The 26,259-nt window shown below is 64.5% G+C and carries 29 protein-coding genes; 9 read left to right on the forward strand and 20 right to left on the reverse strand.

The genetic code is table 11. The features are described 5' to 3' along the window. Positions 1 to 88: 88 nt before the first annotated feature. Positions 89 to 880, reverse strand: a complete 792-nt coding sequence (locus LI72_RS12825) for an SDR family NAD(P)-dependent oxidoreductase (protein WP_052129790.1) — start codon at positions 878 to 880, stop codon at positions 89 to 91. A gap of 55 nt (positions 881 to 935) precedes the next feature. Between LI72_RS12825 and LI72_RS12830 the strand changes: the two genes are divergently transcribed. Beyond that, positions 936 to 2,201 (forward strand): MFS transporter, encoded by a 1,266-nt coding sequence (locus LI72_RS12830; RefSeq protein WP_156139591.1) that lies wholly within the window; start codon positions 936 to 938, stop codon positions 2,199 to 2,201. A gap of 27 nt (positions 2,202 to 2,228) precedes the next feature. On the opposite strand, the gene LI72_RS12835 is transcribed toward LI72_RS12830, so the two are convergent. The 6 genes from LI72_RS12835 to LI72_RS12860 all read right to left on the reverse strand — a co-directional run bounded on the left by LI72_RS12835 (position 2,229) and on the right by LI72_RS12860 (position 7,092). Then, the gene (locus LI72_RS12835) at positions 2,229 to 2,729 is read right to left on the reverse strand and encodes a nuclear transport factor 2 family protein (protein ID WP_033926152.1); all 501 of its coding nucleotides are present in this window, start codon (positions 2,727 to 2,729) and stop codon (positions 2,229 to 2,231) included. Next, positions 2,726 to 3,661 carry a polysaccharide deacetylase family protein gene (locus LI72_RS12840; protein WP_033926153.1) on the reverse strand — a complete coding sequence of 312 codons (936 nt, stop codon included), beginning with the start codon at positions 3,659 to 3,661 and terminating at the stop codon, positions 2,726 to 2,728. Before LI72_RS12840 ends, LI72_RS12835 begins: the two co-directional genes overlap by 4 nt. Beyond that, positions 3,658 to 4,584, reverse strand: a complete 927-nt coding sequence (locus LI72_RS12845) for a polysaccharide deacetylase family protein (RefSeq protein WP_033926154.1) — start codon at positions 4,582 to 4,584, stop codon at positions 3,658 to 3,660. Before LI72_RS12845 ends, LI72_RS12840 begins: the two co-directional genes overlap by 4 nt. Next, positions 4,584 to 5,267 (reverse strand): isochorismatase family protein, encoded by a 684-nt coding sequence (locus LI72_RS12850; protein ID WP_197051899.1) that lies wholly within the window; start codon positions 5,265 to 5,267, stop codon positions 4,584 to 4,586. The genes LI72_RS12845 and LI72_RS12850 overlap by 1 nt, the downstream gene beginning before the upstream one ends. After that, positions 5,264 to 6,235 (reverse strand): hydroxymethylglutaryl-CoA lyase, encoded by a 972-nt coding sequence (locus LI72_RS12855; RefSeq protein ID WP_231562467.1) that lies wholly within the window; start codon positions 6,233 to 6,235, stop codon positions 5,264 to 5,266. Before LI72_RS12855 ends, LI72_RS12850 begins: the two co-directional genes overlap by 4 nt. Before the next feature lie 107 nt (positions 6,236 to 6,342). Further along, on the reverse strand, positions 6,343 to 7,092 hold the full coding sequence (locus LI72_RS12860) for a GntR family transcriptional regulator (RefSeq protein ID WP_197051900.1): 750 nt from the start codon (positions 7,090 to 7,092) through the stop codon (positions 6,343 to 6,345). Between the two features lie 221 nt (positions 7,093 to 7,313). Here LI72_RS12860 and LI72_RS12865 point away from each other — a divergent pair, with 221 nt between their 5' ends. The 5 genes from LI72_RS12865 to LI72_RS12885 all read left to right on the forward strand — a co-directional run bounded on the left by LI72_RS12865 (position 7,314) and on the right by LI72_RS12885 (position 12,243). Beyond that, positions 7,314 to 8,480 carry a CaiB/BaiF CoA transferase family protein gene (locus LI72_RS12865; RefSeq protein ID WP_052129792.1) on the forward strand — a complete coding sequence of 389 codons (1,167 nt, stop codon included), beginning with the start codon at positions 7,314 to 7,316 and terminating at the stop codon, positions 8,478 to 8,480. After that, complete coding sequence (locus LI72_RS12870; protein WP_052129793.1) at positions 8,452 to 9,894, forward strand: 3-isopropylmalate dehydratase large subunit; 1,443 nt, start codon at positions 8,452 to 8,454, stop codon at positions 9,892 to 9,894. The genes LI72_RS12865 and LI72_RS12870 overlap by 29 nt, the downstream gene beginning before the upstream one ends. Continuing rightward, the gene (gene leuD, locus LI72_RS12875; RefSeq protein ID WP_033926157.1) at positions 9,891 to 10,496 is read left to right on the forward strand and encodes a 3-isopropylmalate dehydratase small subunit; all 606 of its coding nucleotides are present in this window, start codon (positions 9,891 to 9,893) and stop codon (positions 10,494 to 10,496) included. The genes LI72_RS12870 and leuD overlap by 4 nt, the downstream gene beginning before the upstream one ends. Positions 10,497 to 10,524: 28 nt before the next feature. Beyond that, positions 10,525 to 11,895: an FAD-dependent oxidoreductase gene (locus LI72_RS12880; RefSeq protein WP_033926158.1), complete on the forward strand. Its 1,371-nt coding sequence runs from the start codon at positions 10,525 to 10,527 to the stop codon at positions 11,893 to 11,895. A 135-nt stretch (positions 11,896 to 12,030) separates the two neighbouring features. Continuing rightward, a complete protein-coding gene (locus LI72_RS12885) occupies positions 12,031 to 12,243 on the forward strand; it encodes a DUF2805 domain-containing protein (RefSeq protein WP_033926159.1) in 213 nt (70 codons plus the stop codon). Between the two features lie 28 nt (positions 12,244 to 12,271). Here LI72_RS12885 and LI72_RS12890 read toward each other — a convergent pair whose 3' ends face one another. Genes LI72_RS12890 through LI72_RS19095 form a run of 3 tightly spaced genes read right to left on the reverse strand, consistent with a single transcriptional unit; the run spans position 12,272 to position 15,320 of the window. Continuing rightward, entirely contained in the window at positions 12,272 to 12,634 is a 363-nt protein-coding gene (locus LI72_RS12890) for a GCN5-related N-acetyltransferase (protein ID WP_231562468.1), read from the reverse strand. Positions 12,635 to 12,641: 7 nt separating this feature from the next. Further along, positions 12,642 to 13,358, reverse strand: coding sequence for a response regulator (locus tag LI72_RS12895; protein ID WP_081984907.1), 717 nt, complete (start codon positions 13,356 to 13,358; stop codon positions 12,642 to 12,644). A 54-nt stretch (positions 13,359 to 13,412) separates the two neighbouring features. Next, positions 13,413 to 15,320, reverse strand: coding sequence for a sensor histidine kinase (locus tag LI72_RS19095; protein WP_052129794.1), 1,908 nt, complete (start codon positions 15,318 to 15,320; stop codon positions 13,413 to 13,415). A 231-nt stretch (positions 15,321 to 15,551) separates the two neighbouring features. Between LI72_RS19095 and LI72_RS12905 the strand changes: the two genes are divergently transcribed. Next, the gene (locus LI72_RS12905; RefSeq protein ID WP_033926161.1) at positions 15,552 to 16,571 is read left to right on the forward strand and encodes a DUF4424 family protein; all 1,020 of its coding nucleotides are present in this window, start codon (positions 15,552 to 15,554) and stop codon (positions 16,569 to 16,571) included. Between the two features lie 124 nt (positions 16,572 to 16,695). Then, positions 16,696 to 17,013, forward strand: coding sequence for a hypothetical protein (locus LI72_RS12910; protein ID WP_033926162.1), 318 nt, complete (start codon positions 16,696 to 16,698; stop codon positions 17,011 to 17,013). A 222-nt stretch (positions 17,014 to 17,235) separates the two neighbouring features. On the opposite strand, the gene ald is transcribed toward LI72_RS12910, so the two are convergent. After that, entirely contained in the window at positions 17,236 to 18,351 is a 1,116-nt protein-coding gene (ald, locus tag LI72_RS12915) for an alanine dehydrogenase (protein WP_033926163.1), read from the reverse strand. Between the two features lie 130 nt (positions 18,352 to 18,481). On the opposite strand from ald, the gene LI72_RS12920 reads away from it, so the two are divergent. Continuing rightward, positions 18,482 to 18,937, forward strand: coding sequence for an Lrp/AsnC family transcriptional regulator (locus LI72_RS12920; RefSeq protein ID WP_033926164.1), 456 nt, complete (start codon positions 18,482 to 18,484; stop codon positions 18,935 to 18,937). Between the two features lie 49 nt (positions 18,938 to 18,986). Here LI72_RS12920 and LI72_RS12925 read toward each other — a convergent pair whose 3' ends face one another. The 9 genes from LI72_RS12925 to LI72_RS12965 are packed head-to-tail and all read right to left on the reverse strand — an operon-like array spanning position 18,987 to position 26,235. Further along, entirely contained in the window at positions 18,987 to 19,298 is a 312-nt protein-coding gene (locus LI72_RS12925; protein ID WP_033926165.1) for a hypothetical protein, read from the reverse strand. Further along, the gene (locus LI72_RS12930) at positions 19,288 to 20,334 is read right to left on the reverse strand and encodes a chemotaxis protein CheB (protein WP_052129795.1); all 1,047 of its coding nucleotides are present in this window, start codon (positions 20,332 to 20,334) and stop codon (positions 19,288 to 19,290) included. Before LI72_RS12930 ends, LI72_RS12925 begins: the two co-directional genes overlap by 11 nt. Positions 20,335 to 20,375: 41 nt before the next feature. After that, complete coding sequence (locus tag LI72_RS12935) at positions 20,376 to 20,813, reverse strand: chemotaxis protein CheW (RefSeq protein ID WP_033926166.1); 438 nt, start codon at positions 20,811 to 20,813, stop codon at positions 20,376 to 20,378. Positions 20,814 to 20,844: 31 nt separating this feature from the next. Then, on the reverse strand, positions 20,845 to 21,225 hold the full coding sequence (locus tag LI72_RS12940; RefSeq protein WP_081984911.1) for a response regulator: 381 nt from the start codon (positions 21,223 to 21,225) through the stop codon (positions 20,845 to 20,847). Positions 21,226 to 21,241: 16 nt separating this feature from the next. Next, positions 21,242 to 21,784, reverse strand: coding sequence for a chemotaxis protein CheD (locus tag LI72_RS12945; RefSeq protein ID WP_033926401.1), 543 nt, complete (start codon positions 21,782 to 21,784; stop codon positions 21,242 to 21,244). Then, a complete protein-coding gene (locus tag LI72_RS12950; protein WP_033926167.1) occupies positions 21,784 to 22,821 on the reverse strand; it encodes a protein-glutamate methylesterase/protein-glutamine glutaminase in 1,038 nt (345 codons plus the stop codon). Before LI72_RS12950 ends, LI72_RS12945 begins: the two co-directional genes overlap by 1 nt. Then, complete coding sequence (locus LI72_RS12955) at positions 22,818 to 23,687, reverse strand: CheR family methyltransferase (protein WP_033926168.1); 870 nt, start codon at positions 23,685 to 23,687, stop codon at positions 22,818 to 22,820. The genes LI72_RS12950 and LI72_RS12955 overlap by 4 nt, the downstream gene beginning before the upstream one ends. Further along, the gene (locus tag LI72_RS20645) at positions 23,684 to 25,969 is read right to left on the reverse strand and encodes a chemotaxis protein CheA (RefSeq protein WP_033926169.1); all 2,286 of its coding nucleotides are present in this window, start codon (positions 25,967 to 25,969) and stop codon (positions 23,684 to 23,686) included. The genes LI72_RS12955 and LI72_RS20645 overlap by 4 nt, the downstream gene beginning before the upstream one ends. After that, positions 25,966 to 26,235 (reverse strand): STAS domain-containing protein, encoded by a 270-nt coding sequence (locus LI72_RS12965; protein ID WP_052129796.1) that lies wholly within the window; start codon positions 26,233 to 26,235, stop codon positions 25,966 to 25,968. The genes LI72_RS20645 and LI72_RS12965 overlap by 4 nt, the downstream gene beginning before the upstream one ends. Positions 26,236 to 26,259 lie beyond the last annotated feature (24 nt).

Genomic DNA, 26,259 nt, shown 5'->3' on the forward strand with positions numbered 1-26,259 from the left:
CATATGGCCTGAGGCGCCTTTGGGTCGGTCAAAACTCTGCTCCCGGATGATGGATGTGTCTCGATGCAGGGGCCGGGTCAGCGGCCAGTCAGGTCAGGCCTCCATCCACGGTGATCGTCTGGCCGGTGGTCCAGCCGGACTGGGCCGACACAAGAAAGGCAATGGTGCCGGCGATGTCGGCGGGGTCACCCACGCGGCCCAGCGGCGTGCTGCTGGCGATGCCAGCCATCGTCGGCGCATCGATCCATGCGGTCATCGCGGTTCGTGTGGCTCCAGGCGCGACGGCGTTGACGCGAATGCCGCGTTCGCCCAGCTCGCGGGCAAGGCCTTTGGTAAGCGCTGCCACCGCCGCCTTGGTGGCGCCGTACACCGTGAGCCCGGGCAACGGATCGTGCGCCAGGTTCGAACCGAGGTTGACGATGGCACTGCCGCTGCACATGTGCACGGCGCAGGCCTGGGTCATCAGCACGATGCTTTTGACGTTCACCGCGAAGGCGCGATCGACATCGGCTTCGGTCATGCTGCCAAAGGGGTGATGAGACGAGATGCCGGCATTGTTGACCAGCGCATCGATCCGACCGAAGCGCGCGATCACCGTATCGATGATCATCGCGACATCGGGACCGTGCGACACGTCGCCGCGCAGCGCGAGTGCAACCCCGCCCTCGGCAGTGATTTCCCCCTCCAGCGCCTCTGCTGCGGCTTGGGAACTGTTGAAGACTATGACCACGGCAAAACCCTGGCTGGCCAGCGCGCGGCATGCCGCCGACCCGATTCCGCCTGCGCCCCCGGTGACAATGGCAACGGCATTGCACCCGGGCGCACCGCCTGTGCCGGCGGTGCCGCTTTGGGTGTCAAACTGGTGCCGTCCAATTGTCATGTTGATATAACTATACTACAATTAAATCGACGTCAAAGTCATAGTTGTTGGCGGGTTGGCCGACCGCAGTGCCCCGCAAATTCGGAAGGGTAAAACATTGAGAATCAACGATAAAAAAATCGGCACTCAGTCTGGATCAGCCGATCAGGTGGTCTTTATGTCACCTTCGCTGACGGCCATTTTTGCGTTGGCGTGCGGGCTTATGGCTGCGAATCTCTATTATGCGCAGCCGCTGATCGCGGTGATCGGAAGCGATCTGGGAATATCGGTGTCGCAGCTCGGCTTCATCGTGACGTTGACCCAGCTGGGCTATTGCGCCGGCCTGCTGTTCATCGTGCCGCTGGCCGACCGGCTCGAGAACCGGCGCCTCGTGCTTGCGCTCACGCTGGCCGCGGCCGTGGGTCTGGCAGCTGCAGCCAGCGCGCAGAACGCCGCAATGTTTCTGGTCGCGACCTGCATTGCCGGCATCTGTTCGGTCGGTGCGCAGGTGCTGGTCCCGCTGGCTGCCCACCTGTCTGAACCCAGCCGTCAGGGCAGGGTGATCGGCTATATCATGGCCGGTTTGCTGGCGGGGATCATGCTGGCACGGCCTTTGTCCAGCGCCCTCACGCAGTCGTTCGGATGGCGAGTCGCCTTTGCGGTGCCGTCCGTGTTGATGATCGGCCTGGCTGCCGTGCTTTGGCTGACTATGCCGCGCCGCCAGCCAGAGGGCCGGGACGCCTTGCATCTCATCTGGCGGTCGATGGCGCAGCTGCTGGGCCGGTTCTCGCAGCTTCGCCGCCGTGCCTTCTATCAGGCGTGTTTGTTTGGCAGCTTCAACGTGTTCTGGACCGCAGCGCCGCTCGTGCTGGAAGATCGGTTCGGGTTCGACCAGGGCAAGATTGCGCTGTTCGCGCTGGCCGGCGCAGGGGGCGCGCTGGCCGCACCATTGGCCGGAAGGTTGGCCGATGCCGGAAAGACACAGATCGCGTCGGCCGCAGCGATGCTGGGAATGGCCGTGTGCTTTGCCGCCTCGGTCCCGGTGGTTGTCTGGGGATCGGCGCTGGCGCTGGTCGCGCTGGCGATCGCCATCGACGCGGCAACGCAGGCCAACCAGGTGTTAGGGCAGGCGCGGGTCTATAGCCTGGCGCCGGAATATCGGGGCCGGATCAATGCGGTCTATATTTCCCTGATGTTCGTCGGCGGCGCCGCAGGGTCGGCAATCGCGCCACTGCTGTATGCCTATGCAGGCTGGACGGCGTGTGCCGCGGCCGGTGCCGGTTTCGCGCTGTTGGCGCTGGCGGCCTGGGCCACAGAGCCGCGCGAGCAGGCGGCGGGCTGAACCGCAGCCCGTCGCGTCATCGACGGGTCAGTCACGCGCGGGCCGCTGGCGCGCCATTCCCCCCAAGACCTTCCAGGTTCCGTTCTGGCGGACCCAGGTATGGGTGACTTCGTAATGCTGGTCGGCAGGTGTCCCATCGGCCATACGGGTGCGGTGGGTCTTGTAATAGATCACGGCGGTATCGCCGTTGAGGGCAAGGTCGAGATAGGTCATCTTGAGGACCTCCTGCGTCTTTCCCTGCATCTTGCGACCGGTATCCTTCAGGCCGTCCTCGCCTTTCGGGACGTCGTTGAACGGCGGCCAGGCGATGTAGTTGTCGGCAATCGATGCGAGGTACAGCGAAAGGTCACCGCGACTTCGCCCCTCGTAGATGGCCAGCTCCTTGGCCCAGAGCTCTTTCTGCACGGCCTCGAACCTCTCGGTCTCACCTGCTGGCACCGATTGCGCGCGGGCGTCGCCGATGGACGCCATCCCGGAAACGGTGAGGCTGACGATGGCGAGCGCAAGCGAAGAGAATCTGGTCATCATGGTCTGTGCTCCGGAACAAGGCTGGGGGACAGGGCGCTGGCGATCTCGCCGGTGGTCAGAAAGTCTGTGGCCTCGGATTGAGCGAGCCAGCGCAGCAGCCGTTCGAACGCACCGATGCGATAGGGCAGGCCGAGGATATAAGGGGTGACATGCAGCGGCAGCATCCGCGGCGCAGCCTCGCTGGCCAGCCAGGCATGCGCATCCTGGATCTGCTGCACATAGCTGTCGGCGGAATGCTGCTGGACCGTAATGATCTGGCGGTCGGACAGTTCATGGTTCAGCGGCACATTGGTGATCGGCCCGGCGGGCGTCTCGAAGCGATAGGGCAGGTCGTCATTGGGCCAATCACACATATAGGCGAGCCCCGCTTGCTTTAGCAGGCGCGGGGTGTTGAACGATTGCGACCGCGCGATCGACATCCATCCGCGGGGCCGCTGTCCGGTTGCGACCTCCAGAATGTCGAGCGACTGCGTGATAAGGGCGCATTCCCGCGCCTCGGGGAGCGAACTGTCGATCGTCCCGTCCATCTCGGTCGAATGCGCGACGATCTCGTGCCCGGCGCTGACGATATCGGTGATGATCGAGGGATAGCGCTGCGCGATCGCGGCATTGGTGGCGACCGAGACCCGAGCGCCCACCTGTGCGCAGGCATCGAGCATCCGATAGAGCCCGATCCGGGTGCCGTATTCGCGCGAAGTATAATGACGAAAATCGGGGTACGCGGTCTGCATGTGGCCGGGGGCCTTGAACGCGGCATCGGCAGCCGGAAGGATCGGAAACCATTCCAGGCTGATCATGATGGCAACCGCGATCCGGCAACCGCCTGGCCATGCCAGAGCAGGTCGGGTGTGAATGTTCGACCAGGCATAGAGGTCATGGTCCATGCCCCTGCGGCGCATGGGATAGGCCATGCAGGCGGGATCGAGCGTCATCGGCGGGGTTCTCCGGTGGCATAGCGTGCGGCGTCACGGGTCACCGCCTGCGGATAGTTCTGGCCGATGAAATGCTCGGCAATGTCGCCGGAGCGGGTGATCCATGCACGGCCATCGGCCGCGATATGGCGCAGCACGTCCTCGAACGGGCCAATGCGGTGCGGCTGGCCGATCAGATAGGCATGCAGCGGAATGCACATCACCGTACCGCCCTCGTCGGCGAGCCGGTCATACTGGCGGATCAGCGTATCAGCATAGTCGCGCGGGCTCATATTGTAGACGAAGAAGCCGTAATGATCGTTGACCTCGAGGCTGTAGGGCATCGAGATCAGCGTGCCGGTCTTCACATGGACGGGCGCTGGCTGGTCATCGTGATACAGGTCGCAGGTATAGCTCAGCCCGTATTCTGCAATGAGGTCGAGCGTGCGCGGCGTATGCGTAAGCGCCGGAGCCAGCCATCCCTTGATGGTCTGGCCGGTCGCCTCGCGCACCGTGGCGATCGCATCCTCGATCATCGCGCGCTCTTGCGCTTCGTCCATGCCGTAGCTGTAGCGGGTGTTGTAGATGCCGTGGCTGAAGAACTCCCAGCCGCGCGCATCGGCATCGGCCACGATCTCCGGGATATGCTGGCAAAGCGCGACCGACAGCGAGACCGATCCGGGAAACCCGTGCTTGGTCATCATGTCCGCCATGCGCCAATGGGCGACCCGGTTGCCATAGTCACGGTGGCCATAGCCCACGACATCGGGATGCGGCCGCGCCCAGCTCTTGCGGTGAGGGTTGGCTGGCGGGTCGAGCTCATAGAACTCCAGATTGGGCGACACCCAGACGGCGACCTTTTTGGCGTCGGGCCATGCGATCGGGGGCCTGCCGCGATAGGGGCGGAAATCGTAAAGCCCGGGGTCCTTTTGCTGGTCTTGCATCAGCGCGCCTCCAGCCAATCGACGACGTCCTGCACGGGAACGACATCAGCGTATTTCAGCTGCAGGTCGGTCAGGTTGGCGAAGTGAAAGCTTTCGTGCTTGTCAGCGCAGGTTTCGATCGGGACGATCGTGCGATAGCCCCGGCTGAGCGAATCGACTGCCGTTGCGCGGACGCAGCCCGATGTCGAGCCGCCGGTGACGACGACGGTATCGACCTTGTGCCATACCAGCAGGCTTTGCAGTGGGGTCTCGAAGAACGCGCTGGGCATCCGCTTGGTGTAGATCGCATCGACGGCGTGATCGATCTCGCAGCGATCGTCGAAGGCGTGCCGACGGCTGTCGTATTTGATGTTCTGCAAGCTGTCGGGCGTGTCGGTACGCGTCCCCCACACACCCGCGTCCGCCGCGCTGTCCATATAACCCACATGGGTCCAGACCACGGGCATTCCGGCGGCCCTGGCGAGCCGCGAGATCGTGTTGGTATGCTCGATCTGGCGCGGGTCGGTTTCATAGGCGGTCTTGAACTCGTCGATCCGGGTATAGGCGTTCTGGAAATCCACGTTGACGATGGCCAGCTTGGCCCCGAAGCCGAACCGCGCGCGTGCGGGATTGGCCATCACCTCCTCGAAAATCTGCCGGGCGGTGCGGCCATCGCTGACCATGCGGGTTCCGGGAATTGTCATCCGACGCTCCTGATCTGATCTGTGGTCGCGGGCACGAACCCCTTGGGCACGCCTGCATCGGCGATAAAGCCGTAAACGGGTTCGCCGGGCAGGGCGGCGGTGAGATGTTCTCGGCTGGCGAGCAACGCTGCCAGGTTGATCCCGGTGCGTTTGCCCATCGCTTCCAGCATGAAAACAAGGTCCTCGGTGACGATGTTACCGCTGGCGCCCGGCGCAAACGGGCACCCGCCCAGCCCGCCGGACGATGCATCGAACGTGGTGATTCCCACCGAGAGGCCGGCCATCACATTGGCCAGGCCCAGGCCGCGGGTATTGTGGAGGTGCAGGCCGTGGACGGCATCGCGCCCCGCAACCGCACGCACGAGTTCGACGATGCGAACCACGGCGTCGGGCGTGGCATAGCCGGTGGTGTCCGAAAGTCCGATTTCGTCGCAGCCTGCATCCATCAGCGCCGCCGACAGTCGCCGGATGGTGTCGTCTGCGATCGGTCCTTCGAGTGTGCAGCCGAACACGGTCGACAGGCTTACTTCGAAATGCGGGCGCAATGGCCCGGGTGCATCGGCACACATTGCCGCAATGGTGCGTGCCGCTGCCAGCACTTGCTCGTGAGTTTGCCGCAGGTTGGCGAGGCTGTGTGTTTCGGACACCGACAATGGCAGCGTCAGCTTGTGCGCGCCGGCCGCGATCGCATCGGCTGCGCCGCGCACATTGGGCACCAAGACCGCGACGGCGAGCCCGGGGTGCGTGAGCGCATGGGCAACGACCGCGGCCGTATCGGCAAGCTGGGGCAGCAGCCGGGCAGGCACGAAACTGCCGACCTCGATCTCACGCACGCCGGCCGCGACCAGCGCGTCGATCCAGCGCGTCTTGGCTGCGGTCGGCATCACCTGGTGGACGTTCTGCAGGCCATCGCGCGGACCCACCTCGCTTACCAGGATATCGATCCCTTCGGTTGCCATATGCCTCATCTCGGTCCGCGGTTTAATTGTCCTAGCTATATATCAATTATAGCCGGTTGCAAGTCTTGCGAAGAGATACGCGGGGCATTGCATGGCCCGTCGCGCTGGATGGCGGATCAACTGTATGTTGGAGAGAACAGTCCCTTCTCGTGCATGTCGAGCGTGATCCGGTAGCGATCGGCGCGGTAATAGGCGCTGGTGATCAGCACGATGCGGCCGCTCGAATCCTCCACCTGGCGTTCGACATGCAGCACCGCCGACCGGGGTTCGATCGAGAGCGCCGAGGCCAGGTCGGGGTCGGCGACGATTGCTTCGATGGTCTGCACGGCGCCGCCAATGGTGATTGCCGCCTCGCGCAGGAGGGACAGCATTGGCGAGCCAGTCAGCCGTTCAGGCGTTGCCTCGATGCCCATGTCGGCGGGCAGGTGGCTGATGATCAGCCCCAGCGGCTGTCCCTTGAGCGAACGCAGCCTGACCGCGCGGATGACGTGATCACCCGGATTGAGCCTGAGCTTTTCGGCGATGGCGGGCGATGCCTGTTCCTCGGCAATCTCCACCACGTTGACCTCGGTATTCTGGCCGAAGGCGATCAGCGATTCGACCGCCTGATCGATATTGCCTTCGATCTGCTGGTCGGGGCGGCGATAGACCACCCGTGTACCGGTGCGCCGCCTGCGCTCGACATAGCCGCCGCTCGCCAGCTCATCGAGCGCGCGGCGCGCGGTGATCCGCGACACGTTATAGCGCGCACTGAGCTGCATTTCGGTGGGCATCGCGGAATGGAACGCGCGTTCGCCACGGGTAATCTCGTCTCTCAGAGTGAGATAGATCTGATGATAAAGCGGAATGGCAGTTTCGCGGTTCACCGACCCGCCCGTCACCGGCGCGCGCGGCTTTTTCAATGATTGCGGTCTTCTCAAGAGATTGCCCCTCCGATCTGCCTGGAACGTTAGCCAATAAGACGCCGAGGCACCAGCAGCGAGCATCAGAACGGGCCCGGCTGTTGTGTGTCGTGCGATGGGGGTTGCCAAGCCGCGTCAAATTGTAATATGATTATATCAAATAAAACTGGGGACAGACGGCAGATATGGATGGGCAAAATGGACCGGACCACGCGCAGGGCAGCACCCTGGGCCAGCTCAACGGTCTACGCGTCGTCGAATTCACACACATGGTCATGGGGCCTTCGGTCGGCGTGATTCTCGCCGATCTGGGTGCTGACGTGGTGAAGATCGAACCCCCTGGCGGCGATCGCACCCGCAGCTTGCTCGGGTCGGGCGCGGGCTATTTCCCGATGTTCAATCGCAACAAGCGCAGCGTGTGCCTGGACCTCAAGAATGATCTGGATCTCGCTGCTGCGCTCGATTTGTGCCGCGATGCCGACATCGTGGTCGAGAACTTCCGACCCGGCACGCTCGACCGACTGGGGCTGGGCTATGCGGCGCTGTCGGCGCTCAATCCGCGGCTGATCTACTGTTCGGCCAAGGGCTTTCTTTCGGGGCCTTATGAGGATCGCACGGCGCTCGACGAAGTTACCCAGATGATGGGCGGGCTCGCCTATATGACCGGACCACCAGGACGGCCGCTGCGCGCGGGCTCGTCGGTGGTGGATATCACCGGCGGGATGTTTGGCGTGATCGGCATTCTTGCAGCGCTTGAGCAGCGTCATCGCACCGGCAAGGGCGCGCAGATCAGCTGCGGCCTGTTCGAGACGACCGCCTTTCTGGTGGGCCAGCACATGGCGCAGAAGGACGTGACAGGTCAGGCAGCCCAGCCGATGCCGGTGCGGATTTCCGCCTGGGCCATCTATGATGTGTTCGATACTCGGCACCCTGACGAGCAGCTGTTCGTCGGGGTTGTCAGCGATGGACAATGGATCAAGTTCTGCCAGGCGTTCGATCTGGCGGACCTTGCTTCCGATCCGGGCTATGCGACCAACAACCAGAGGGTCGAGGCGCGCGATGCCTTGCTGCCCGTGGTGCGGGCATTGTTTGCCGGGATGGACCGGGCGACATTGGTCGAGCGGCTGGAGCGCATCGGCCTGCCTTTCGCGCCGATCGTGCGTCCTGACGAGCTGGTGGACGATGTGCATCTCAACGCGCACGGCAGTCTTGTCAGCCTGACGCTCGCGGACGGCACGATCACGCGCCTGCCAGCGCTGCCGCTGGAAATCGACGGTCAGCGCGCCGGCATTGCCTATGACTTGCCCAGGCCGGGTGAGCATAATGCCCAGCTTCTCCAGACGCGGCGGTAAGGCCGTGGCCGGATTGACGCTGTTCGACAAGCTGTGGGCAAGCCATCTTGTCCGCGATCTCGACGAGACGACCGGGCTGATCGCCATCGACCGCATCCTGCTGCACGAACGCACCGGTGGGATTGCGCTCAAGAGTCTGGCCGAGGCCGGCCACGCGGTTCGCGATCCTTCGCGGGTGTTCGTGACCATGGATCATGTCGTCGATACCCTGCCGGGGCGCGGCGATGACACGATCATGCCGACAGGAAAGCAATTCATCGTGGAAACACGGGCGGCCGCGCACGCAGCGGGCGTGACCCTGTTCGACCTGGGCGACCCGCGACAGGGGATTGTCCACGTGATCTCGCCCGAACAGGCCATCGTGCTGCCGGGGCTGACGCTGGTCTGTCCCGACAGCCACACCTGCACGCAAGGGGCGCTGGGTGCGCTCGCCTGGGGGATCGGGTCCAGCGAAGCGGAACATGCGCTGGCAACCAACACGCTGCGCGTATCACGCCCGGCCAACATGCGCATCGTCATCGACGGCGCCCTCGGCGACGGCGTCAGCGCCAAGGATCTGGCGCTGCATATCGTGGCGACGATCGGATCGGCAGGTGCTCGCGGGTACATGCTTGAATATGCCGGAGAAGCGGTTCGCGATCTCGATGTCGAGGCGCGCATGACCTTGTGCAACATGGCGACCGAACTGGGCGCATTCTCGGCGATCATCGCACCCGATGACAAGGTCTATGCCTATCTGCAGGGGCGCAGCTATGCGCCCGAAGGGGCTAGATGGGTCGACGCGATGGAAAGCTGGCAGCACCTGCATTCGGACCCCGATGCACATTTTGCCAGGGAGTTGCGACTGGATGCGTCCGCGGTCGCCCCGATGGTGAGCTGGGGCACCAGCCCGAGCCAATCGCTTGCGGTGGGGCGCGCGGTACCTGTGACCGGGGATGACAGCGATGCGCGAGCACGCGACTATATGGACATCGGATCGGGGGCAGAGATTGCCGGCTTGCCGATTGATGCGGCCTTTATCGGGTCCTGTACCAATGCTCGCCTGTCCGATCTGCGCATAGCAGCAGCCGTGCTCAGTGGGCGCCAGGTGGCGCCGGGGGTGCGTGCGATCTGCGTGCCGGGATCGGGCGAGGTCAAGCGGGCCGCCGAGGCCGAGGGGATCGACACGATCCTGATCGGTGCCGGCTTCGAATGGCGCGAGCCGGGATGCTCGATGTGCTTTTTTGCCGGCGGCGAAAGCTTCGGCGCCGGGCAGAGGGTTATCAGTTCGACCAACCGCAATTTCGAAAACCGCCAGGGGCAGCGTACACGTACGCACATCGCATCGCCCGCGACCGTGGCGGCGTCTGCGGTGCTGGGGCGGATCGCGCTGCCGCGCGACCTGCCCCCCCTGCGTGCGGAGGCCCTGGCATGAGAGCCTTCACCTCGGTGACCTCGCGCGCGGTTCCGCTGATCCGCGACAATATCGATACCGATGCGATCATTCCTTCGCGCGAGATGCGCAGCGTGTCCAAGCAGGGGCTTGCGGCGGGGCTGTTTGCCAATTGGCGCTATGATGACGTCGATTCGCGAACACCCAACGCCGATTTCGTGCTGAACGATCCGCTCTATGCCGACGCATGCATCTTGCTGGGCGGCGACAATTTCGGCTGTGGGTCGAGCCGCGAGCACGCCGCATGGGCGCTGGAAGACTATGGCTTTCGGGCGGTGATCGCTGCCAAGTTCAATCCCATTTTCCGGGGCAATTGCCTGCGCAACGGCATCGTGCCGGTGGCGCTGGATGCGCGGCCGATCGCGCGGATCGACGCTCCGATCACCGTCGATATCCAGACCTGCACCGTATCGGGCGGCGGCCAGGTCTGGCCTTTCGAAATTGATGCCGAGGCGCGCCGGATGCTCATCGAGGGGCTCGATCCGATCGCGCTGACGCTGCTCGAAGCCGATGCTATCGATGCCTTCGAACAACGAGACCGCGCGACACGAGGCTGGGCCTATGTCGGGCGGAGATCCGACTGACTGCAGGCCGCAATGAGGGTTTAAACGGATGTCTGAAGAAACTTTTCCCATCGTCGTGATCGGTGCTGGCGGGACCGGTCTGTGCGCGGCGCTGGCGGCCGCCGACGCGGGGGTGGACGTGCTCGTGCTTGAACGCGATTCGACCCCCCTCGGATCGACCGCGATGTCGACCGGACTGATCCCTGCATCGGGCACGCCCGAACAGGCGGCCCGCGGCATCGTCGATTCGCCAGAACAGTTCACCGCCGACATTGCAAAAAAGACCAAAAGCCGTACGGATCTGGATCTGGCGCTGCATCTTGCGACTGAATCGCACGATACCATCGCCTGGTTGCGCGATCGCCATGCCGTGCCGCTCGCGCTGGTCGATGGCTTTACCTATCCCGGCCACAGCGCCCGGCGGATGTATGGGACCCCGAACCGGACCGGAGGTGAACTGATGGCGGCACTCGAATCGGCCTGCGCCGATGCGGGGGTCACCATCCTGACCGATTCGACGGTGCGCGATCTGCGGTTCGATGGCGACAGGGCCACCGCCGTCTCGTTCGAACGTCCCGATGGGAGTGTGGAATGGGTGGGGTGCGAGGCCCTGATCCTCGCCTGTTCGGGTTATGCCGGCGCGGCCGATCTGGTGGCCCGGCTGATCCCCGAAATGGCCAACGCGGTCTTTCACGGTCACCCGGGCAACAAGGGCGATGCGTTGCGCTGGGCCGATCAGATCGGCGCGCAGACGGCGGATCTTGGCGCGTATCAGGGGCATGGTGGGCTGGCGGCAGGCCATGGCGTGCCGATCCTGTGGCCACTGATCATGGAAGGCGGATTTCAGGTCAACGGCGATGGCCTGCGTTTTTCGAACGAGGCCCTGGGCTATTCCGAGCAGGCGGCGAAGGTCAACGCGCAACCGGGCCATGTCGCCTGGTCGATCTTCGATGAACGGCTGCACCGTCTGATGTGTGATTTCGACGATTATCGCGATGCCCTGGCGGCCGGTGCGGTTGTCAGTGCAGCCAGCGTGGCCGAACTCGCTACGCGGTTGAAGCTACCCGCCGATGCTCTCGGCCGGACGGTCAATCAGGTGGCGGCCATGGTCGAGGGCCGGGCGACCGACCCGTTCGGCCGCGACTTTACTGGAAAGCCCGTGCTGACCGGACCGTTTTATGGCGCCAAGGTGACGGGGGCGTTGTTTCATAGCCAGGGTGGCCTGGTGGTCGATCGCGATGCACGCGTCGTTGCGAAGACCGGCGCGCCGTTTCCCAATCTGTTTGCCGGCGGCGGAGCGGCCCGCGGGATTTCCGGCGACGGAGCCGATGGCTATCTCGCCGGCAATGGCCTGTTGGCCGCAACCACGCTGGGCAAGCTTGCCGGGCGCGCCGCGGCGCGGCTGGTGAACCCTAGATGAGCCAATCATGCCGATCGCTCGTTGCAGGGCGAGAGGTCGGCGCCGCTCAGCGGGGCTTTGCCCGGGCGGCGGAGTCTGGCACTGGTCTTCTGCCCTGCTTGGGGTGCAGCCGGACCGGTTCCATTCGGAGACACCATGCCCAAACCCGATCTGACCCCCCCGATGATTGGCGAGATCGTGGAGATGGCGCTCAGCGATTTCACCAGCTTCGACAGCATCAAGGCGCTGCACGGGCTGGGGCCGGACGAGGTCAAGGCCCTGATGCGCCGGACGCTGAAACCGGGCAGCTATCGCGCCTGGCGCAAGCGCGTGCGCGCGTTTTCGGACCGCCGCGAGGTGTACAAGTAATCCGCGCCGGGCGGACGCTTCTTCTGCGTCACCTCGCCCCAGGATTGCGCACCTTGCCGCGCCACACCAGCGACTGCCGGTTCAACTGCGCCAGATCGACATCGCCGGCGATGATGGCTTCGCACAGCTCGACCGCACGCTGCGCCTCATCGGCGTTGAGGTGGCTGTGCGCCGGGCGAGCGAGATGGTCGTACCACACCCCGCCGCACACGGTGTCCAGCACGATCCGCTGAAAGCAATGGTCGTTGCGCACCGGCCAATCGCTGCGCTCGCCCCGCGCCAGCAGGGGCATGACGGCTTGGGTGAGATGCCGGTAGCGTTCGACGAGCGCGGTCAGCGGGTCCTGCGGCGTGGGGGCATCATCGAACGGCAGCTGGGGATGGATCGCCATCGCTCGCTCACGCCTGCCCGGTGCGCTGCGCTTCGCGAATGGCGTCGCTGCGCGAATTGACCTCCAGCTTGCGGTAGATCGACTTGACGTGCGTGCCGACCGTGTGTGGCGAGATGGCCAGCGTGCGCGCGGCCTCCTTGTAGCTTTGTCCCTTGGCGAAGGCCTGCAGCAGTTCGGTCTCGCGCGCGGAGAGCCGGTGTTCGGGCGAGGCCGGGCCTGGGCTCGCTGGCTCTGGGCCGCCGCGCAGGAAGCCCAGCAAGTAGATCGCCGCCGAGGGGCTGACCGGCGCCCCGCCATCGAGCGTCGCGGCAATGCCGTCGAGGATCACCGCCGGGCTGCTGTCCTTGAGCAGATAGCCATCCGCACCCGCCTGGATCGCCTTCACCACGGTGTCACGATCGCCGAAGGTGCTGATGATCAGCGCCCGAGCGCCACAGCGGGCCTTGATCTTCGGGACGAGCGTGTAGCCGACGCCATCGGGCAGGCCGATATCGAGCAGGAACAGGTCGGGCGACTGGTCCAGTAGCGCGTCGGCGCTGGCCAGATCGGGTGCCATGCCGATGATCTCGTACCCGGGCTGCATCGCGATGATGCTCTGGAAATACTGGCGCACCATCGGGTCGTCTTCGACAACGGCAATGCGGACAGGGACGCTGGCACTGGCACTGGCAGGGGCACTGGCAGGGACAGGGGCAGGGGGGACGGGAGGGTGCGACTCGCTCATCGGCTCAGTATCGGACGGATTGCGCGCGGCGCGAAGATACCATGATATGGGATGTCACGCCGCCACCGCTGCCGCCTGATCCAGCGGCAGCGTCAGCACGATCCGCGTACCGCGGCCCTCGGCGCCGGGAAGGATGCCCACCGTGCCGTTCACCGATTGCGCCCGCGCCTGCATGTTGCCGAGGCCGCGCCCGGCTGCGGACGGCGAGGCCATGCCCTTGCCATCGTCTGCCACCTCCAGCACCAAAACGTCACCGGTGCGTGCGGCCGACACCGCGATGCGGCTGCATCCGGCATGCTTGAGCGCGTTGGTCACCGCCTCCTGCAGCACCCGGAAGATCTGCAGCACATCGCGCGGACCATAAGCGCTGATCGCGCCGATGCTGTCGTCCTCGCTCCAATCGAATGCGATGCCCACCGCCTGGACGCGCGGCTGCACGCGCGCACGGAATGTCGCGAGCGCAGAACCGAGCGATTCGCCAACCGAGTCCATCGAATCCACCATCAGCCGCATCTCGTCGATCACCGATTGCAGCCCTTCGGCCACCACCGCAGGTTCTGCAACGCCCACCCGTGCGGACAGCATGATCGACATCAGCTGGCTGCCCAGGCCATCGTGCAGGTCGCGCATGATCCGGCGGCGTTCCTCGTCGAAGGCCTGTTGGCGGATCAGCGCCTGTTCGCGCTGCGCCGCTTCGGCGAGCTCCGCCTCGCGCTGCTCGACCTTGGCCTGCAGCATGGCGTTCAAGGCCCCCTGCGACTGGAACAGCCGGAAGTTGCGCGCCAGGAACGCGGTGGTCATCGCCAGCAGCAGAAAGACCGACGAGTTGCGCACATTGCCCGCAGGCAGATGCTGTTCGGGGAACCAGGCGGCGCTGGCATCGATCATCAGCGACGCTGCCATGACCGTGATCAGCGCGCTCTCCAGCAACCGGTCCTCGGCCGTTGTGGCGAAATGCCACAGCAGCCGTGCGATGACCGCGACCGCCGAGGCCATCAGGTGCCAGATCCAGATCATCGTCGGCACATCGAACCCTTCGGGCATCGGCACGCGGTAGATATACCAGCCGATCACACCCACGGCAGCGAGATACACCAGCATCGTGACCGGCTGCAGCCAGGGGATGGGGCGGCCGGTCCAGCTGTCGATGAAGCACAGCATCGCGGCCGATATCATCTGCGAGATGGCGAAGAACGCGAACATCCTGGTCCAGCCATCGAACGGCGGATCGAGCCAGAGGAAATACATCGAAAAGGCCACGAACGATCCGCACAGCAGGCTGAGCCAGGCGGCAAAGCGCCAGTCGTCGGATCGGAACACCATGATCGTCGCGATCACCCCCAGCAGCCCGAGCAGAGCGCCCGATAGCAGCTGGTAGTTGGACGCCAGGAACAGGCTGCGCGCCGTGTAGCGTTCAAGCGCGGCATAATCGGCAATCTTGGGGGCGAGCAGGTCGGTATAGGGAAATCCGTCGCGCAGCGTGACATAGGTCAGTCTGTTGGCACCGGACTTGAGCAGCCCGGACGGAATTCTGGTCAGCGTCCGGACCTGGCCGTGGAAGCTGCCGCGGCCCGGCGTCATTCCGCCGCGCGCCACGATGGGCGTGCCGTTGACTGCCAGCATGTAGTTGTCCGCCTCCAGATAGGAGACGATACCGAGCCCGTTCGGCGGTACGTCCGCGATCGTGAAGGTCATGCGCACCGCGAAAACGGCAGTGTCGCAGCAATGGGTCCAGGGCAGGTCTACCGGATCATAGTGTGCGGTCCGCGCCGCGGCAAACGTGGGTGTGGCCAGGCGCGCCACCTCGACATCGCCGATATCCGCCATCGGCGGCGCCTCGCCGGGGTCGGCGCGAAACAGGGGCCTGTCGATCGCCAGCCAGTAGACCGCCTGTACCACCGCCATCATCAGCACCAGCTTTCCCAGCTGGCGCCAGTTTACCCTCGCCCAAGCCCAGTTCACGTCATCCCCCCGAATTGGGGGTGTGATGCAAGAAATGCACGCGCTTGAAAAGAGGGCAAAACTCTGGGCGCTGTCCCGATTTCATGGGAGCCACACCATGGCGCCTTCAGCAGCACGGCGCGCGGCGCTAAGCTTCTGCAGGGCAGCATTCATGCCCGCAGCACGAGAGCATGGCGTTGACATCCAGGCTCGACCATTGCGATGCCGGGATAAGCGATGAGGGGGATTTCGATGACACGCATGCTGTTCTGGCCGCTGGCGCTGGTGGCGCTCGCTCCGCTGTCGGTCTCGGCCAACGATACCGAAGCCCATATCGCGATGGGCGGATTGATCTTCGAGCAGAACGACCAGATCAGCATGGACAGCGAGGACCTGTATCTGTCGCTCGACACGGTCCGCGTGCGCTACAGCTATACCAATCACAGCGACCGCCCGATCACGCTGCTGGTCGCCTTTCCGCTGCCCGATGTGCCGCTGGAGGACCGCGACCCCGAGTGGATCGAGGCCGCCTATCCCGATTGGGATGCGATCGAGATGAAGACTCTGGTCGATGGCAAGGCTGCGGGCCTGATGCGGATCGACATCGCCAAAGTGAGGGGCGTGGATGTCGGCACGCGCCTGAAGCAACTGGGCTGGCCTAGCGTGTTCTGGAAGGATCCTGGCTTTGCCGACCGATTGAAGGCGCTGTCTGCCGATGAAAAGTCCGCCCTCGTCGCCGAAGGTCTGCTCACCACCGATGGTGTGAGCGATGGCGATGTCCGTCCGGGCTGGACGATCTCGACCAGTTTCGTTCGCACCCAGACCTTTCAGCCGGGCGCGCCGATCACCGTCGAGCACAGCTACAGACCGTTCCAGGGCGGGTCGGTGGCCAGCGGGCTCGACCGCGAATTCCGCGGCGACACGCTGGACCCCTCTGGCGAATATGCGACGCGCTATTGCGTCGATCAGGCCTTTTTGCGCGGCTACGACCGCAAGCGCTACCTGCCCTCGGGCAGGATCGACGACCGCGTTATCCCGCTCGAAAACTGGATCGGCTACAAGCTCTCTCCCGGCGCCAACTGGAAGGGCAGGATCGGCCGGTTCCGCCTGAGCGTGGACAAGGGCTATCCCGACCGGCTGGTCAGCCTGTGCATGGATGGCCTCACCAAGGTGAGCCCGACCCGGTTCGAGGTGGTCAAGACCGATTACGAGCCGGACCGCGATCTCGATCTGCTGTTCGTCGCGCTGCTGCCATCCGAAGGCGGCCAGTGATCCCCGGCCAGGCTGTGATCTGGCGCATATCCCATGACATGGGAGCCATAAACCATGGGATGGGGGCAGGAGCATCCCGCGGCTAATCCTGGTGTCAGTGAATTGCACGACACAGGAGACGAAGATGACCAACCCGCAGAATGCCCGCAAGCTGTTGATCGGCGCCGGCCTGTCGCTCGCCAATCTGGCGCTGATCGGGGGCATGGCGATCGCCAGCATGAACGTGCCCGCCGCTGCGCAGGGCCAGAACCGCGAGACCATCGTCAAGCCCAACCGCGCCGTTGCCTGCCCCTCGGGCTGGCGTACGCCCGATGGCGATACCTCGCTGTGCGAGCCGATGGGCACGCTTGCGCCCAAGATCTACGCGAAGAAGGAAAAGGAAACCTGCGCGGACGGCTATCACGAAGTCTATCGCCTGTGGTGCTCGACCAAGAAGCCCTGATCGGCTGACCCCGCAGGGCGAGCCTTACACACACGCAGCGACGCCGGCCCACTGCCTCGCTAAACAGCAACAGGATGTTGATTGCACTGGTCTTTGCGACCCGTACCAGTGCGATCAGCCGGGAGCGCGGTACACCCCCCGCGCTCCCAAACTTTTCCAATATCGCGCTGAAAAAATGCGCTGAGTCCCCGGCACAGGATCGGTGCCCGGGGGCCGTTTCCGTCAATCCAGCAGCGAGGCGACCGGGACATAGTCATAGCCCAGGTCGCGGGCGACCGCCTCATAGGTGATCTGGCCTTCGTGCACGTTGAGACCTGCTGCAAGATGCGGGTTGGCCTTCATCGCGCCCTTCCAGCCGAGGTCGGCGATCCGCAGCGCGTGCGGCAGGGTGACGTTGTTGAGCGCATAGGTGCTGGTGCGGGCCACGGCCCCCGGCATGTTGGCGACGCAATAATGCACGACGCCATCAACGACATAGGTCGGGTCGGCATGTGTGGTCGCCTTGCTGGTCTCGAAGCAGCCGCCCTGGTCGATCGCGACATCGACCAGCACCGCGCCGGGCTTCATGGTCTTGAGCATCTCGCGCGTCACCAGCTTGGGGGCGGCTGCACCGGGAACGAGCACTGCACCGATGACCAGATCGGCCTCGGCAATCTCGGCGGCCAGCGCCGCGCTGCCCGAATAGAGCGTGCGGCTGCGGCCCTCGAAATGGCTGTCGAGACGTTCGAGCACCAGATTGTCCCGATCGAGGATGGTGACGTTTGCGCCCAGGCCCACTGCCATCTGCGCGGCATTGAAGCCGACCACGCCGCCGCCGATGACGACGACCTTGGCCGGAAGCACGCCCGGCACGCCGCCCAGCAGCACGCCGCGGCCGCCATTGGCCTTTTCGAGCGCGGTGGCCCCTGCCTGGATCGACATGCGCCCGGCGACCTGGCTCATCGGCTTGAGCAGCGGCAGCGAATTGTCCGCGCCGGTCACGGTCTCATAGGCGATCGCGGTGACGCCCGACTGCACCAGATCGGCGGTCTGTTCCGGGTCCGGAGCCAGATGCAGATAGGTATAGAGGATCTGGCCCTTGCGCAGCTGTGCGCGCTCTACCGCCTGCGGCTCCTTGACCTTCACCACCATTTCGCATTCGGCAAAGATCTCGGCCGCGGTCGGCTTGATGATCGCGCCAGCGCCCTGATAGTCCTCGTCCGAAGCGCCGATGCCGTTGCCGGCGCCTGCTTCGACCCAGACCTCGTGCCCGTGCGCGACCAGTTCGCGCGCGCTTTCGGGCGTCAGTCCGACCCGGTATTCGTGGTTCTTGATTTCCTTGACAGTGCCAACACGCATCGAAGCCTCCTAAACTTTTATAGAGCTCGATAATATCTCAAGAAGCCAGAGCAATCTTACCAAAGATGATGGACTTGTGCGGCAAAAGTGATAAATTTTCCCAGGAATCGCGCTCAGTTTGGGATGTATTGTGGATCGCATCGACCGGCACCTGTTGAGTGCTCTGCAAATCGACTCATCGCGGTCTCTGGCCGATCTGGCCGAGGAGGTCGGCACGTCGACATCCGGCTGTCAGCGCCGCATCAAGTCGCTCGAGGCGGCTGGACTGATCATGGGATTTTCGGCGAGGCTCGATCCGCAGCGGCTGGGGCTCAAGCTGCAGGCATTTGTCGAGATCACGCTCAACAGCCAGAGCCGAGAGGCGATGGACCGGTTCGAGCAGGCGGTCGAGGATTTCGACGATATTCTGGAATGCCATCTGATGGCGGGCAGCGCCGACTATATCCTGAGGATCGCGGCGCACGACCTCGAGCAGTTTGACCGCATCCATCGCGATTGCCTCTCCCGCCTGCCGGGGGTGAGTTCGATGCGATCGAGCTTTGCCATCCGCACGATCAAGCGATGGCGGGGTTATCCGACCCGATAGGTCGCCGGTCGGCGCGGCGAACGCACCCGCGATGGGTGTCCGTGGTCTGTCAGGCGTTGCTGAAGAGCACGTCATCCTCGTCATCGTCCGGCACGCCGAACGCATCATTGGCCGGGCGATAGGCGCTCGCGATCCACTCCAGCCGGCAGGTGGCCAGCGAGTGCGCCAGATCGTCCGAATCGAGGATGTCGGCCAGCGCGATCTGCCGTTGCGACAGCAGGTCGATGTCCTGCAACAGCGTAATGTTGCGGGACATCACCTCGGCATCGGCGCACAGGGCGGACCCCACGCGCTCGGTCAGCCCCCCGGTCGACCGCAGCAGGTCCGCAATGACGCGAAGGGCCATGCGGTCATGCAGCATTCTGTGTCGCCTCATCCACGGGGCAAAGGGCATTGCCGAAAGCATTGGGCTGCACGAAATTCATGATGCCCTTGGCGATGGCCGCACCGATCATTTCGGGGATGATGGCGGTTTCGGGTGACTGCAGCAGGCACTTGCCCTCGGCACCGCGCAGCGCTGCCATGCCGGCTGCGCCATCTTCGCCGCCGCCCGAGAGCAGCAGGCCGATGCCCTTGGAACCCACGGTCTTGGCAAGCGATGCCAGCAGCAGGTCGGCGGACGGACGCGCGCCGTTCACCGGGTCGCGGCCCACCAGGCGGATGCGGCCGTTGGGCCAGCTGTCCACCACGACATGGTAGAACGGGTCGATGGCGACATGGACAACGCCCGGTTCCAGCAGCGCGCCGTCTTCTGCGATCTTGATCTTGGCGCGGCAATCGCGGTTCAGGTTGCCGACCAGCGAGGTCGAAATGGCCTCGTCGATGGCGAGCGACAGGATCGTCGGCGGGCAGTTGGTCGGCAGGCTGGTGACCGCCATGGTGGCAGGGTCGATCGAGCCCATGCCGCCGGCGATGGCCAGCACCTGGCCGTTCCAGCGATAGTTGTACGACGCGCTGATATCGACCGCGTCCTTGGACTTGCGGCGCGCGTCCAGGTTGGTGCGCGCAGCGGTGAGCACCGTCTTGCACAGCTTGCCCGAAATCTTGGCGAATTCCTCGGCCGTTGCCTTCTGCGGCTTGGGGAAGCAGTCGACCGCGCCGAGTTCGATCGCGCGCAGCGAGACGTCGGCACCCTTCTGGGTCAGCGTGGACAGCATGACCACGGGGATCGGCCGTTCGGCCATCAGCTCGGCCAGGAAGTCGATGCCGTTCATGCCAGGCATTTCGACGTCCAGGGTCAGCACATTGGGCCGCAGCTCGGCCATCATCTCACGTGCCTCGATGACATCCCGCGCTGCCCCCAGCACCTGGATATTCTTGTCTTTTTCCAGTGCGCTGGAGAAAAGCGCGCGCATGGTGATCGAATCATCGACGATCAGGACACGGGCAGTAGTCATGGTAACAACCCTTCAATTGAAATTATGATTGGTTAAAGGCGTCAGGCGGCGTCGCGATATTCGAGTTCATGCGTCAGGGCGGCCAGATCCAGCACCATGACCATGCGGTCATCGAGCGAGGCCAGCCCTTCAAGGAACGGCAGGACTTCGTCGCCGGTGGTCGGCGGCGGCTGCAGCGATGCCTGGTCGAAGGTCACGATATCGCGCACCGCATCGACGATCATGCCCTTGAGCTGGCCGTTCACCTCGGTGACGATGATCACATGACGCTCGCCGGGCTTGGACTTGTTCCAGCCCAGGCGCGCAGCCAGGTCGATCACCGGCAGCACGATGCCGCGCAGGTTGACAACACCCGCCACGAAATCCGGCACGCGTGGCAGGCGGGTCGTCGGCGACCAGGCACGGATTTCACGGATGCCCATGATGTCGATACCGAAGGTCTGGCCTTCGACTTCAAACGTAATAAGCTGACGGTTCATGTGTCTTCCCCAAGAATACGGTAGCGTGGATTCAGTGTGTGACCCGGCGGACCGCCGCGGCCAGCTTGGCAGCGTCGAACGGCTTGACGATCCATCCGGTGGCGCCGGCCATGCGGGCCTGGGCCTTTTTCTCTTCCGATGCCTCGGTGGTCAGCACCAGGATCGGGCGGCCATCGTGGATCGCATCGCGACGCAGGTTCTCGATCAGGCCGAAACCATCCATGCGGGGCATGTTGATGTCGGTGATCACCACGTCGCATTCGTTTTCCTTCAGCCAGTCCAGCGCCGAAACGCCGTCATCGGCCTGGTCGACGTGGAAACCTTCGGCAGTCAGGGCGTGCATCAGCAGTGCGCGCATGCTGGGGCTGTCATCCACCGTCAGAATGCGGGTCTTTTCCGGAGCGCAGGTCATCTTATCGGTCCTCTTCTCAGAACAGCTCAATATCGCCGTGATCTTCACGGACTTTAGGTGTGGGCAGGTCTTTTGGCGCCATGGCGTTGTCGACGATCTTGCATCGTGCCATGCCTTGGTACGGGCGGAAGTCGACGCGCCGAGCCGACGAACCGCCTAAAGACTGGCTGACCAGCGGAATGCCTTCTGCCTTGAGGAAGGAGTGGGCGAATTCGGCATTGGCCGTCCCGATCCAGCTCATCCCCGTCGACATGTTGGCACCGCCATAGAGATGCGCGCGCAACATCCGGCGGTCTGCGCCATAAGCCAGCATCTCGTTGATCAGCACTTCCATCAGGTAAACGCCATAATGCTCGTCCAGGCCGGAATCGTTGCCGGGGCTGGCGAGCAGAAAGTGGTTCATGCCGCCGACATTGTTCGATGAGTCGAACAGGCAGCAGGCGATGCAGCTTCCCAGCACCGTGGTCAGCTCGAGCCGCGGATCGCCGCTCACACGGGCCTGGCCCTGCATGACCATCAGCCGGACGCGCTTGTGCTTCGAAAAGTCGATGGTTTCCATCAGCATAGCGCGTTTCCTGCAAAGGCATGCTGAGCGATGCGGTGGATCGGCGCGACCATGCTGGCGGCACCCAAAGCGATCGCGGCGCCGGGCATGCCGAACACCACCGAGGTCGATTCATCCTGCGCGATGGTCATGGCACCAGCCTCGGCCATCGCCAGCAGACCCTGTGCGCCATCGCTGCCCATGCCGGTCAGCTGGATGCCGATGGCATCGCGCCCCAGGTTCTCTGCGACCGAGTGGAACAGCATGTCGACGCTGGGCCGATGGCCGCTGACCTTCGGGCCCGGCCGGGCGCGGACATAGATGCCGTTGCTGGCATTGCCGCGCACTTCCAGGTGCCGTTCGGTGCCCGGCGCGATATAGACATGGCCGGCTTTGACCGGCAGGTCCGGCTCGGCGATCATCACCTTGGGCGCGCAGACCGTGTCGAGCCGCCGGGCGACCGCTTCGGCAAAGGCGCCGTTGATATGCTGCACGATCATCGTCGGCGGACAATCGGCGGGGAACTGGCTGAGCAGGACGTGGAGCGCCTCCACTCCCCCGGTCGATGCGCCGATGGCGATCAGCCGGGTGCGGGCCGAACCCATTGTCTGGCGCGGGGCAGGCGCAGAGCGCGTGCGTTCGTGCGCCTGCACCTTGGCCTGCGCTGCGTTGCGGATCATCTCTGCCAGGCGGCCCTGGTCGGATGCCAGCAGATTGCCGGCTGCGCCGCTGGGCTTGGCATAGCATTCGACCGCACCGATCTCGAGCGCGCGGACCGTCATCGCGGAACCGCTTTCGGCGAGGCCAGAGACGATCACCACCGGCGTCGGGCGCAGGGTCATCAGCTTTTCGAGAAACTCGAGGCCGCTCATCCCCGGCATCTCGATGTCGAGCGTGACAACGTCGGGGTTGAGTTCCTTGATCTTGGTGCGCGCCTCGCGCGCATCGACCGCCGTGCCCACGACCTGAATGTCCGCTTCCGGGCGCAGGGCCTCGGCAAGCAGCGCACGCATGGTGGGCGAATCGTCGACGATCAGGACACGAATAGTCATGCGCCCTCCTTAACGTAGATAGTCTTACCGATTTGCGTAAGGCTGGCCGCCGCAGGACCAACAACGCGCTCGCTGTGACCAATGTAAAGATGCCCGCCGGGCAACAGATGCTCGGCAAAGCGCGACACCAGCCGTTCCTTTGTGGGCTGGTCGAAGTAAATCATGACGTTACGGCAGAAGATGACATCGAACTGCCGCTTCATCGGCCAGGCATGCAACAGGTTGAGCCGGTTGAAACTGACCAGTTGGCGGACCTGAGGACTGATCGTGGTGGTCGCGCCCTGGGTCTGGGTCCACAGCCGCCGCAGTTCCTGGGGCATCGCGGAGATGCCGTCGGTGGGGTAGGTGGCTGCCCGTGCGGCGTTCAGTACGTTGTCGTCAAGATCGGTGGCCAGGATCCGCAGGTCGGTCTCTGCCAGCATCGCGGCCATGCGCGAATCCTCGCCCAGCAGGGTGGTGACGATCGACCAGGTTTCCTCGCCGCTCGAACAGCCCGCCGACCAGATGCGCACCGGGTGGCCGTGGCGCGCCTTGTTGATGAGAGCCGGTGCGACGGTCTCACCCAGATGGTCGAAATGATGTTCTTCGCGGAAGAAATAGGTGTGGTTGGTCGTCAGCGCGCAGATCACCCGGCGCAGCTCTTCCTCGTTGCCTTTCAGCCCTGCGAGGTAATCAGCAAAGGTCGTGAAGCGCGATTCGCGCACCAGCGGGGCCAGGCGCGAATAGACGAGCATCGACTTGGCCGGAACCAGCACGATGCCGGCGGTCTCGTGCGCGATCCGCTGCACCGCGGCAAAATCCTCGGGCGAGTAGACCGCGCGGCTGATGCCGGGCAGCGTTTCAAAGGAGAGCGACTGGGCGTTCACGCAACTTCCCGGTAGCTCTGGGTTCCTGCCTCGGCAGCAACCAGTCCATCAATGTCAACGATCAGGGCCACACGGCCGTCGCCCAGGATCGTAGCGCCTGCCACGCACTCGACCGAGCGGTAGTTGGCGTTGAGGCTCTTGATGACGATCTGGCGCTGGTCGACAATCGAATCCACCAGCAGCGCGGCTTGCCCTGCCAGCTCGGTATCGACGATGATCAGCACCGCCTGGGTAGGATCGCTGACCTGTCCGTCGAGGCCCAGCGCGCGGCCGATATCGACCACCGGGATGAACCGGTCGCGGGCCTTGAGCATCAGGCGGCCGTTGCCCAGCCGCTGGATGTCGGATGCACCGGGACGCAGGTTCTCGACAATGTGCGACAGCGGCAGCACCAGGGTCTGCGAGCCCACGGTCACGGTCATGCCGTCGGCAATGGCCAGCGTCAGCGGCAGCGTCAGGATGAAGCTGGTGCCGGCGCCCGGCTCGGTCTTGACGGTGATGCGGCCGCCCAGATCCTTCACGTTCTGGCGGACCACGTCCATGCCGACCCCGCGGCCCGAAATGCTCGACACCGTCTCGGCAGTCGAGAAGCCCGGGGCAAAGATCAGATTGTTGATCTCGTCGGGCGACAGGTTGGCGTCCGGCGCGACCAGACCCTTTTCGACAGCCTTCTTGAGGACCTTGGCCTGATCGATGCCGCGGCCATCGTCATCGATGCGGATGAGGATGCGGCCCGAACGCTGTTCGGCGGAAATCCGCAGCGTGCCTTCGGGGTCCTTGCCCGCGGCGATGCGCGTCTCGGCGTCCTCGATGCCGTGGTCGGCGGCGTTGCGGATCAGGTGGGTGAGCGGATCGCCCAGGCGTTCGATGATCGTCTTGTCGATTTCGGTCGATTCGCCCGAAACCTCAAGGCGGATGTTCTTGCCGGTGCTCGACTGCAGATCCCGCAGCAGGCGCGGAATGCGGCTGAACACGGTGCTGATCGGCTGGGCGCGGATCGCCATCGCGCGTTCCTGCACATCGCGGGTCAGCGATTCGAGCATCGCCAGTTCGCTGCTGTTGCGCAGATGGTGCATCGCAAGGTGCTGGCCCAGCATCGCCTGCGCGATCATCATTTCGCCCACGGTGTCGATCAGCTGATCGAGCTTGCGCAGATCGATGCGGACCGACTGCGACACGGGCGCAGCAGGGGCTGCGGGCGCGGCGGGTGCGGCCTGGTTGGAGACCAGCACGGGCTTTGCGCCTTCTGCATCGCCAGCAGGTGCGGCAGGCGGAGCAACTGCGGCCGGGGCAGGCACAGGTGCAGGCGCTGCAACCGGTGCCGCTGCAGCCACCGGAGCGGGGTCTGCAACAGGCGCGGGTGCCGCAACAGGTTCCGGAGCGGCGACAGGCGCCTGCTCTGCCACGGGCTGCGCTTCGGGCTCGCTGGGAGCGGCTGCGGGCACGGCAGCGCCGCTATCGATGTTGACGAACAGATCGTCACCCGAAAAGCCGAACACGTCCTCGATAGCATCGCGATCGACCTCACCGGGCAGCGTAACTTCCCAGCTCAGATAGGCGGCCTGCGGATCGAAGCTGTCGAGATCGGGCAGGGCGCTGGTGTCCAGACGCACGGTGCTCTCGCCCAGCGCGCGCAGTTCGCGCAGCAGCAGCAAGGGTTCGCCGCCGTTCAGCATCGCTGCCGGCTGGGGCGTGACACCGATCCGCCAGGCCGGCTTGGCCGGGGCGATATCGGTCGCGATATCGTTCAGCATCGCATCCAGGTCGAAGGCCAGGTCGTCGAAGCTGTCGCTTTGTGCGTCAGGCGCAGCGTCAACCTCGGGGGCGCTGGCTTCAACAGGCGCGACCTCGACCGGCGCTGCCTCGATGGGGGCAGGGGCACCGGCCGCTTCGGCGGGCGCGGCGTTGCCCGCCTGCGCGGCGGCCAGTTGCGCGATCATCGCCGCGTCATCGGGGGCAGGTTCGCCATTCAGCGCCCGGCCGACGTGATCGCCCAGCAGGTCGAGCGCGCGCAGCAGCAGCGACAGCAGGTCCTCGGTCATCGGCAGGATGCCATCGCGAACGTCCGAAAGCAGCGTCTCGAAGCCGTGGGTATAGACCTGCAGTGCGGTGTAACCGAACGCGCCGGCCCCACCCTTGATCGAGTGGACCGATCGGAACACGTCGTTCACCGCGTCCATGTTGTCCGGCGATGTCTGGCAAACGGTCAGTGCCCGTTCGGCAGAGGCCAGGGCCTCCTCGCATTCCGCGAAGAAGATGGTGCGAATTTCCTCGTTCGTCATGACGGCATCCCATTTCCGCCGACCATGTCCGGGTCAGCCCCGGCATTGGAGAGCGTTGCGCACATTTTTTCTGACATGATGATGTTGAGCGAATGTCCGGTCTTGGTCGCGGTCTGGCGCGCGCTCAGCAGCAGCTGCAGCATCGCCTGGCCAATCTGGGCCACGTCTCGTCCGTCGATTTCCACCGGCCCCTTGAGCAAATGGGTGCGCAATTCGGGGTGGAATGCGATCGCGGCAGCGCGATCGCAGCGGGTGGGCAGTGACATGTGACGCATCAACCTGTCTCCTAA

It is taken from the genome of Sphingomonas sp. 35-24ZXX (assembly GCF_000786215.1).
Lineage (GTDB): Bacteria > Pseudomonadota > Alphaproteobacteria > Sphingomonadales > Sphingomonadaceae > Blastomonas.

Excerpts from the sequence above, each read along its gene's own strand:
- LI72_RS12890 (WP_231562468.1), bottom strand. The coding sequence starts at position 12,634 with ATGGCGATCCATCCCCAGCTGCCGTTCGATGATGCCCCCACGCCGCAG.
- LI72_RS12880 (WP_033926158.1), top strand. The coding sequence starts at position 10,525 with ATGTCTGAAGAAACTTTTCCCATCGTCGTGATCGGTGCTGGCGGGACC.
- LI72_RS12825 (WP_052129790.1), bottom strand. The coding sequence starts at position 880 with ATGACAATTGGACGGCACCAGTTTGACACCCAAAGCGGCACCGCCGGC.
- LI72_RS12905 (WP_033926161.1), top strand. The coding sequence starts at position 15,552 with ATGACACGCATGCTGTTCTGGCCGCTGGCGCTGGTGGCGCTCGCTCCG.
- LI72_RS12850 (WP_197051899.1), bottom strand. The coding sequence starts at position 5,267 with ATGACAATTCCCGGAACCCGCATGGTCAGCGATGGCCGCACCGCCCGG.
- leuD (WP_033926157.1), top strand. The coding sequence starts at position 9,891 with ATGAGAGCCTTCACCTCGGTGACCTCGCGCGCGGTTCCGCTGATCCGC.
- LI72_RS12835 (WP_033926152.1), bottom strand. The coding sequence starts at position 2,729 with ATGATGACCAGATTCTCTTCGCTTGCGCTCGCCATCGTCAGCCTCACC.
- LI72_RS12925 (WP_033926165.1), bottom strand. The coding sequence starts at position 19,298 with ATGCTGCATGACCGCATGGCCCTTCGCGTCATTGCGGACCTGCTGCGG.
- LI72_RS12870 (WP_052129793.1), top strand. The coding sequence starts at position 8,452 with ATGCCCAGCTTCTCCAGACGCGGCGGTAAGGCCGTGGCCGGATTGACG.
- LI72_RS12945 (WP_033926401.1), bottom strand. The coding sequence starts at position 21,784 with ATGGAAACCATCGACTTTTCGAAGCACAAGCGCGTCCGGCTGATGGTC.
- LI72_RS20645 (WP_033926169.1), bottom strand. The coding sequence starts at position 25,969 with ATGACGAACGAGGAAATTCGCACCATCTTCTTCGCGGAATGCGAGGAG.
- LI72_RS12895 (WP_081984907.1), bottom strand. The coding sequence starts at position 13,358 with ATGAGCGAGTCGCACCCTCCCGTCCCCCCTGCCCCTGTCCCTGCCAGT.
- LI72_RS12940 (WP_081984911.1), bottom strand. The coding sequence starts at position 21,225 with ATGACCTGCGCTCCGGAAAAGACCCGCATTCTGACGGTGGATGACAGC.
- LI72_RS12930 (WP_052129795.1), bottom strand. The coding sequence starts at position 20,334 with ATGACTACTGCCCGTGTCCTGATCGTCGATGATTCGATCACCATGCGC.
- LI72_RS12845 (WP_033926154.1), bottom strand. The coding sequence starts at position 4,584 with ATGCAAGACCAGCAAAAGGACCCCGGGCTTTACGATTTCCGCCCCTAT.
- LI72_RS12935 (WP_033926166.1), bottom strand. The coding sequence starts at position 20,813 with ATGAACCGTCAGCTTATTACGTTTGAAGTCGAAGGCCAGACCTTCGGT.
- LI72_RS12840 (WP_033926153.1), bottom strand. The coding sequence starts at position 3,661 with ATGACGCTCGATCCCGCCTGCATGGCCTATCCCATGCGCCGCAGGGGC.
- ald (WP_033926163.1), bottom strand. The coding sequence starts at position 18,351 with ATGCGTGTTGGCACTGTCAAGGAAATCAAGAACCACGAATACCGGGTC.
- LI72_RS12885 (WP_033926159.1), top strand. The coding sequence starts at position 12,031 with ATGCCCAAACCCGATCTGACCCCCCCGATGATTGGCGAGATCGTGGAG.
- LI72_RS12855 (WP_231562467.1), bottom strand. The coding sequence starts at position 6,235 with ATGAGGCATATGGCAACCGAAGGGATCGATATCCTGGTAAGCGAGGTG.
- LI72_RS12910 (WP_033926162.1), top strand. The coding sequence starts at position 16,696 with ATGACCAACCCGCAGAATGCCCGCAAGCTGTTGATCGGCGCCGGCCTG.
- LI72_RS12950 (WP_033926167.1), bottom strand. The coding sequence starts at position 22,821 with ATGACTATTCGTGTCCTGATCGTCGACGATTCGCCCACCATGCGTGCG.
- LI72_RS12865 (WP_052129792.1), top strand. The coding sequence starts at position 7,314 with ATGGATGGGCAAAATGGACCGGACCACGCGCAGGGCAGCACCCTGGGC.
- LI72_RS12965 (WP_052129796.1), bottom strand. The coding sequence starts at position 26,235 with ATGTCACTGCCCACCCGCTGCGATCGCGCTGCCGCGATCGCATTCCAC.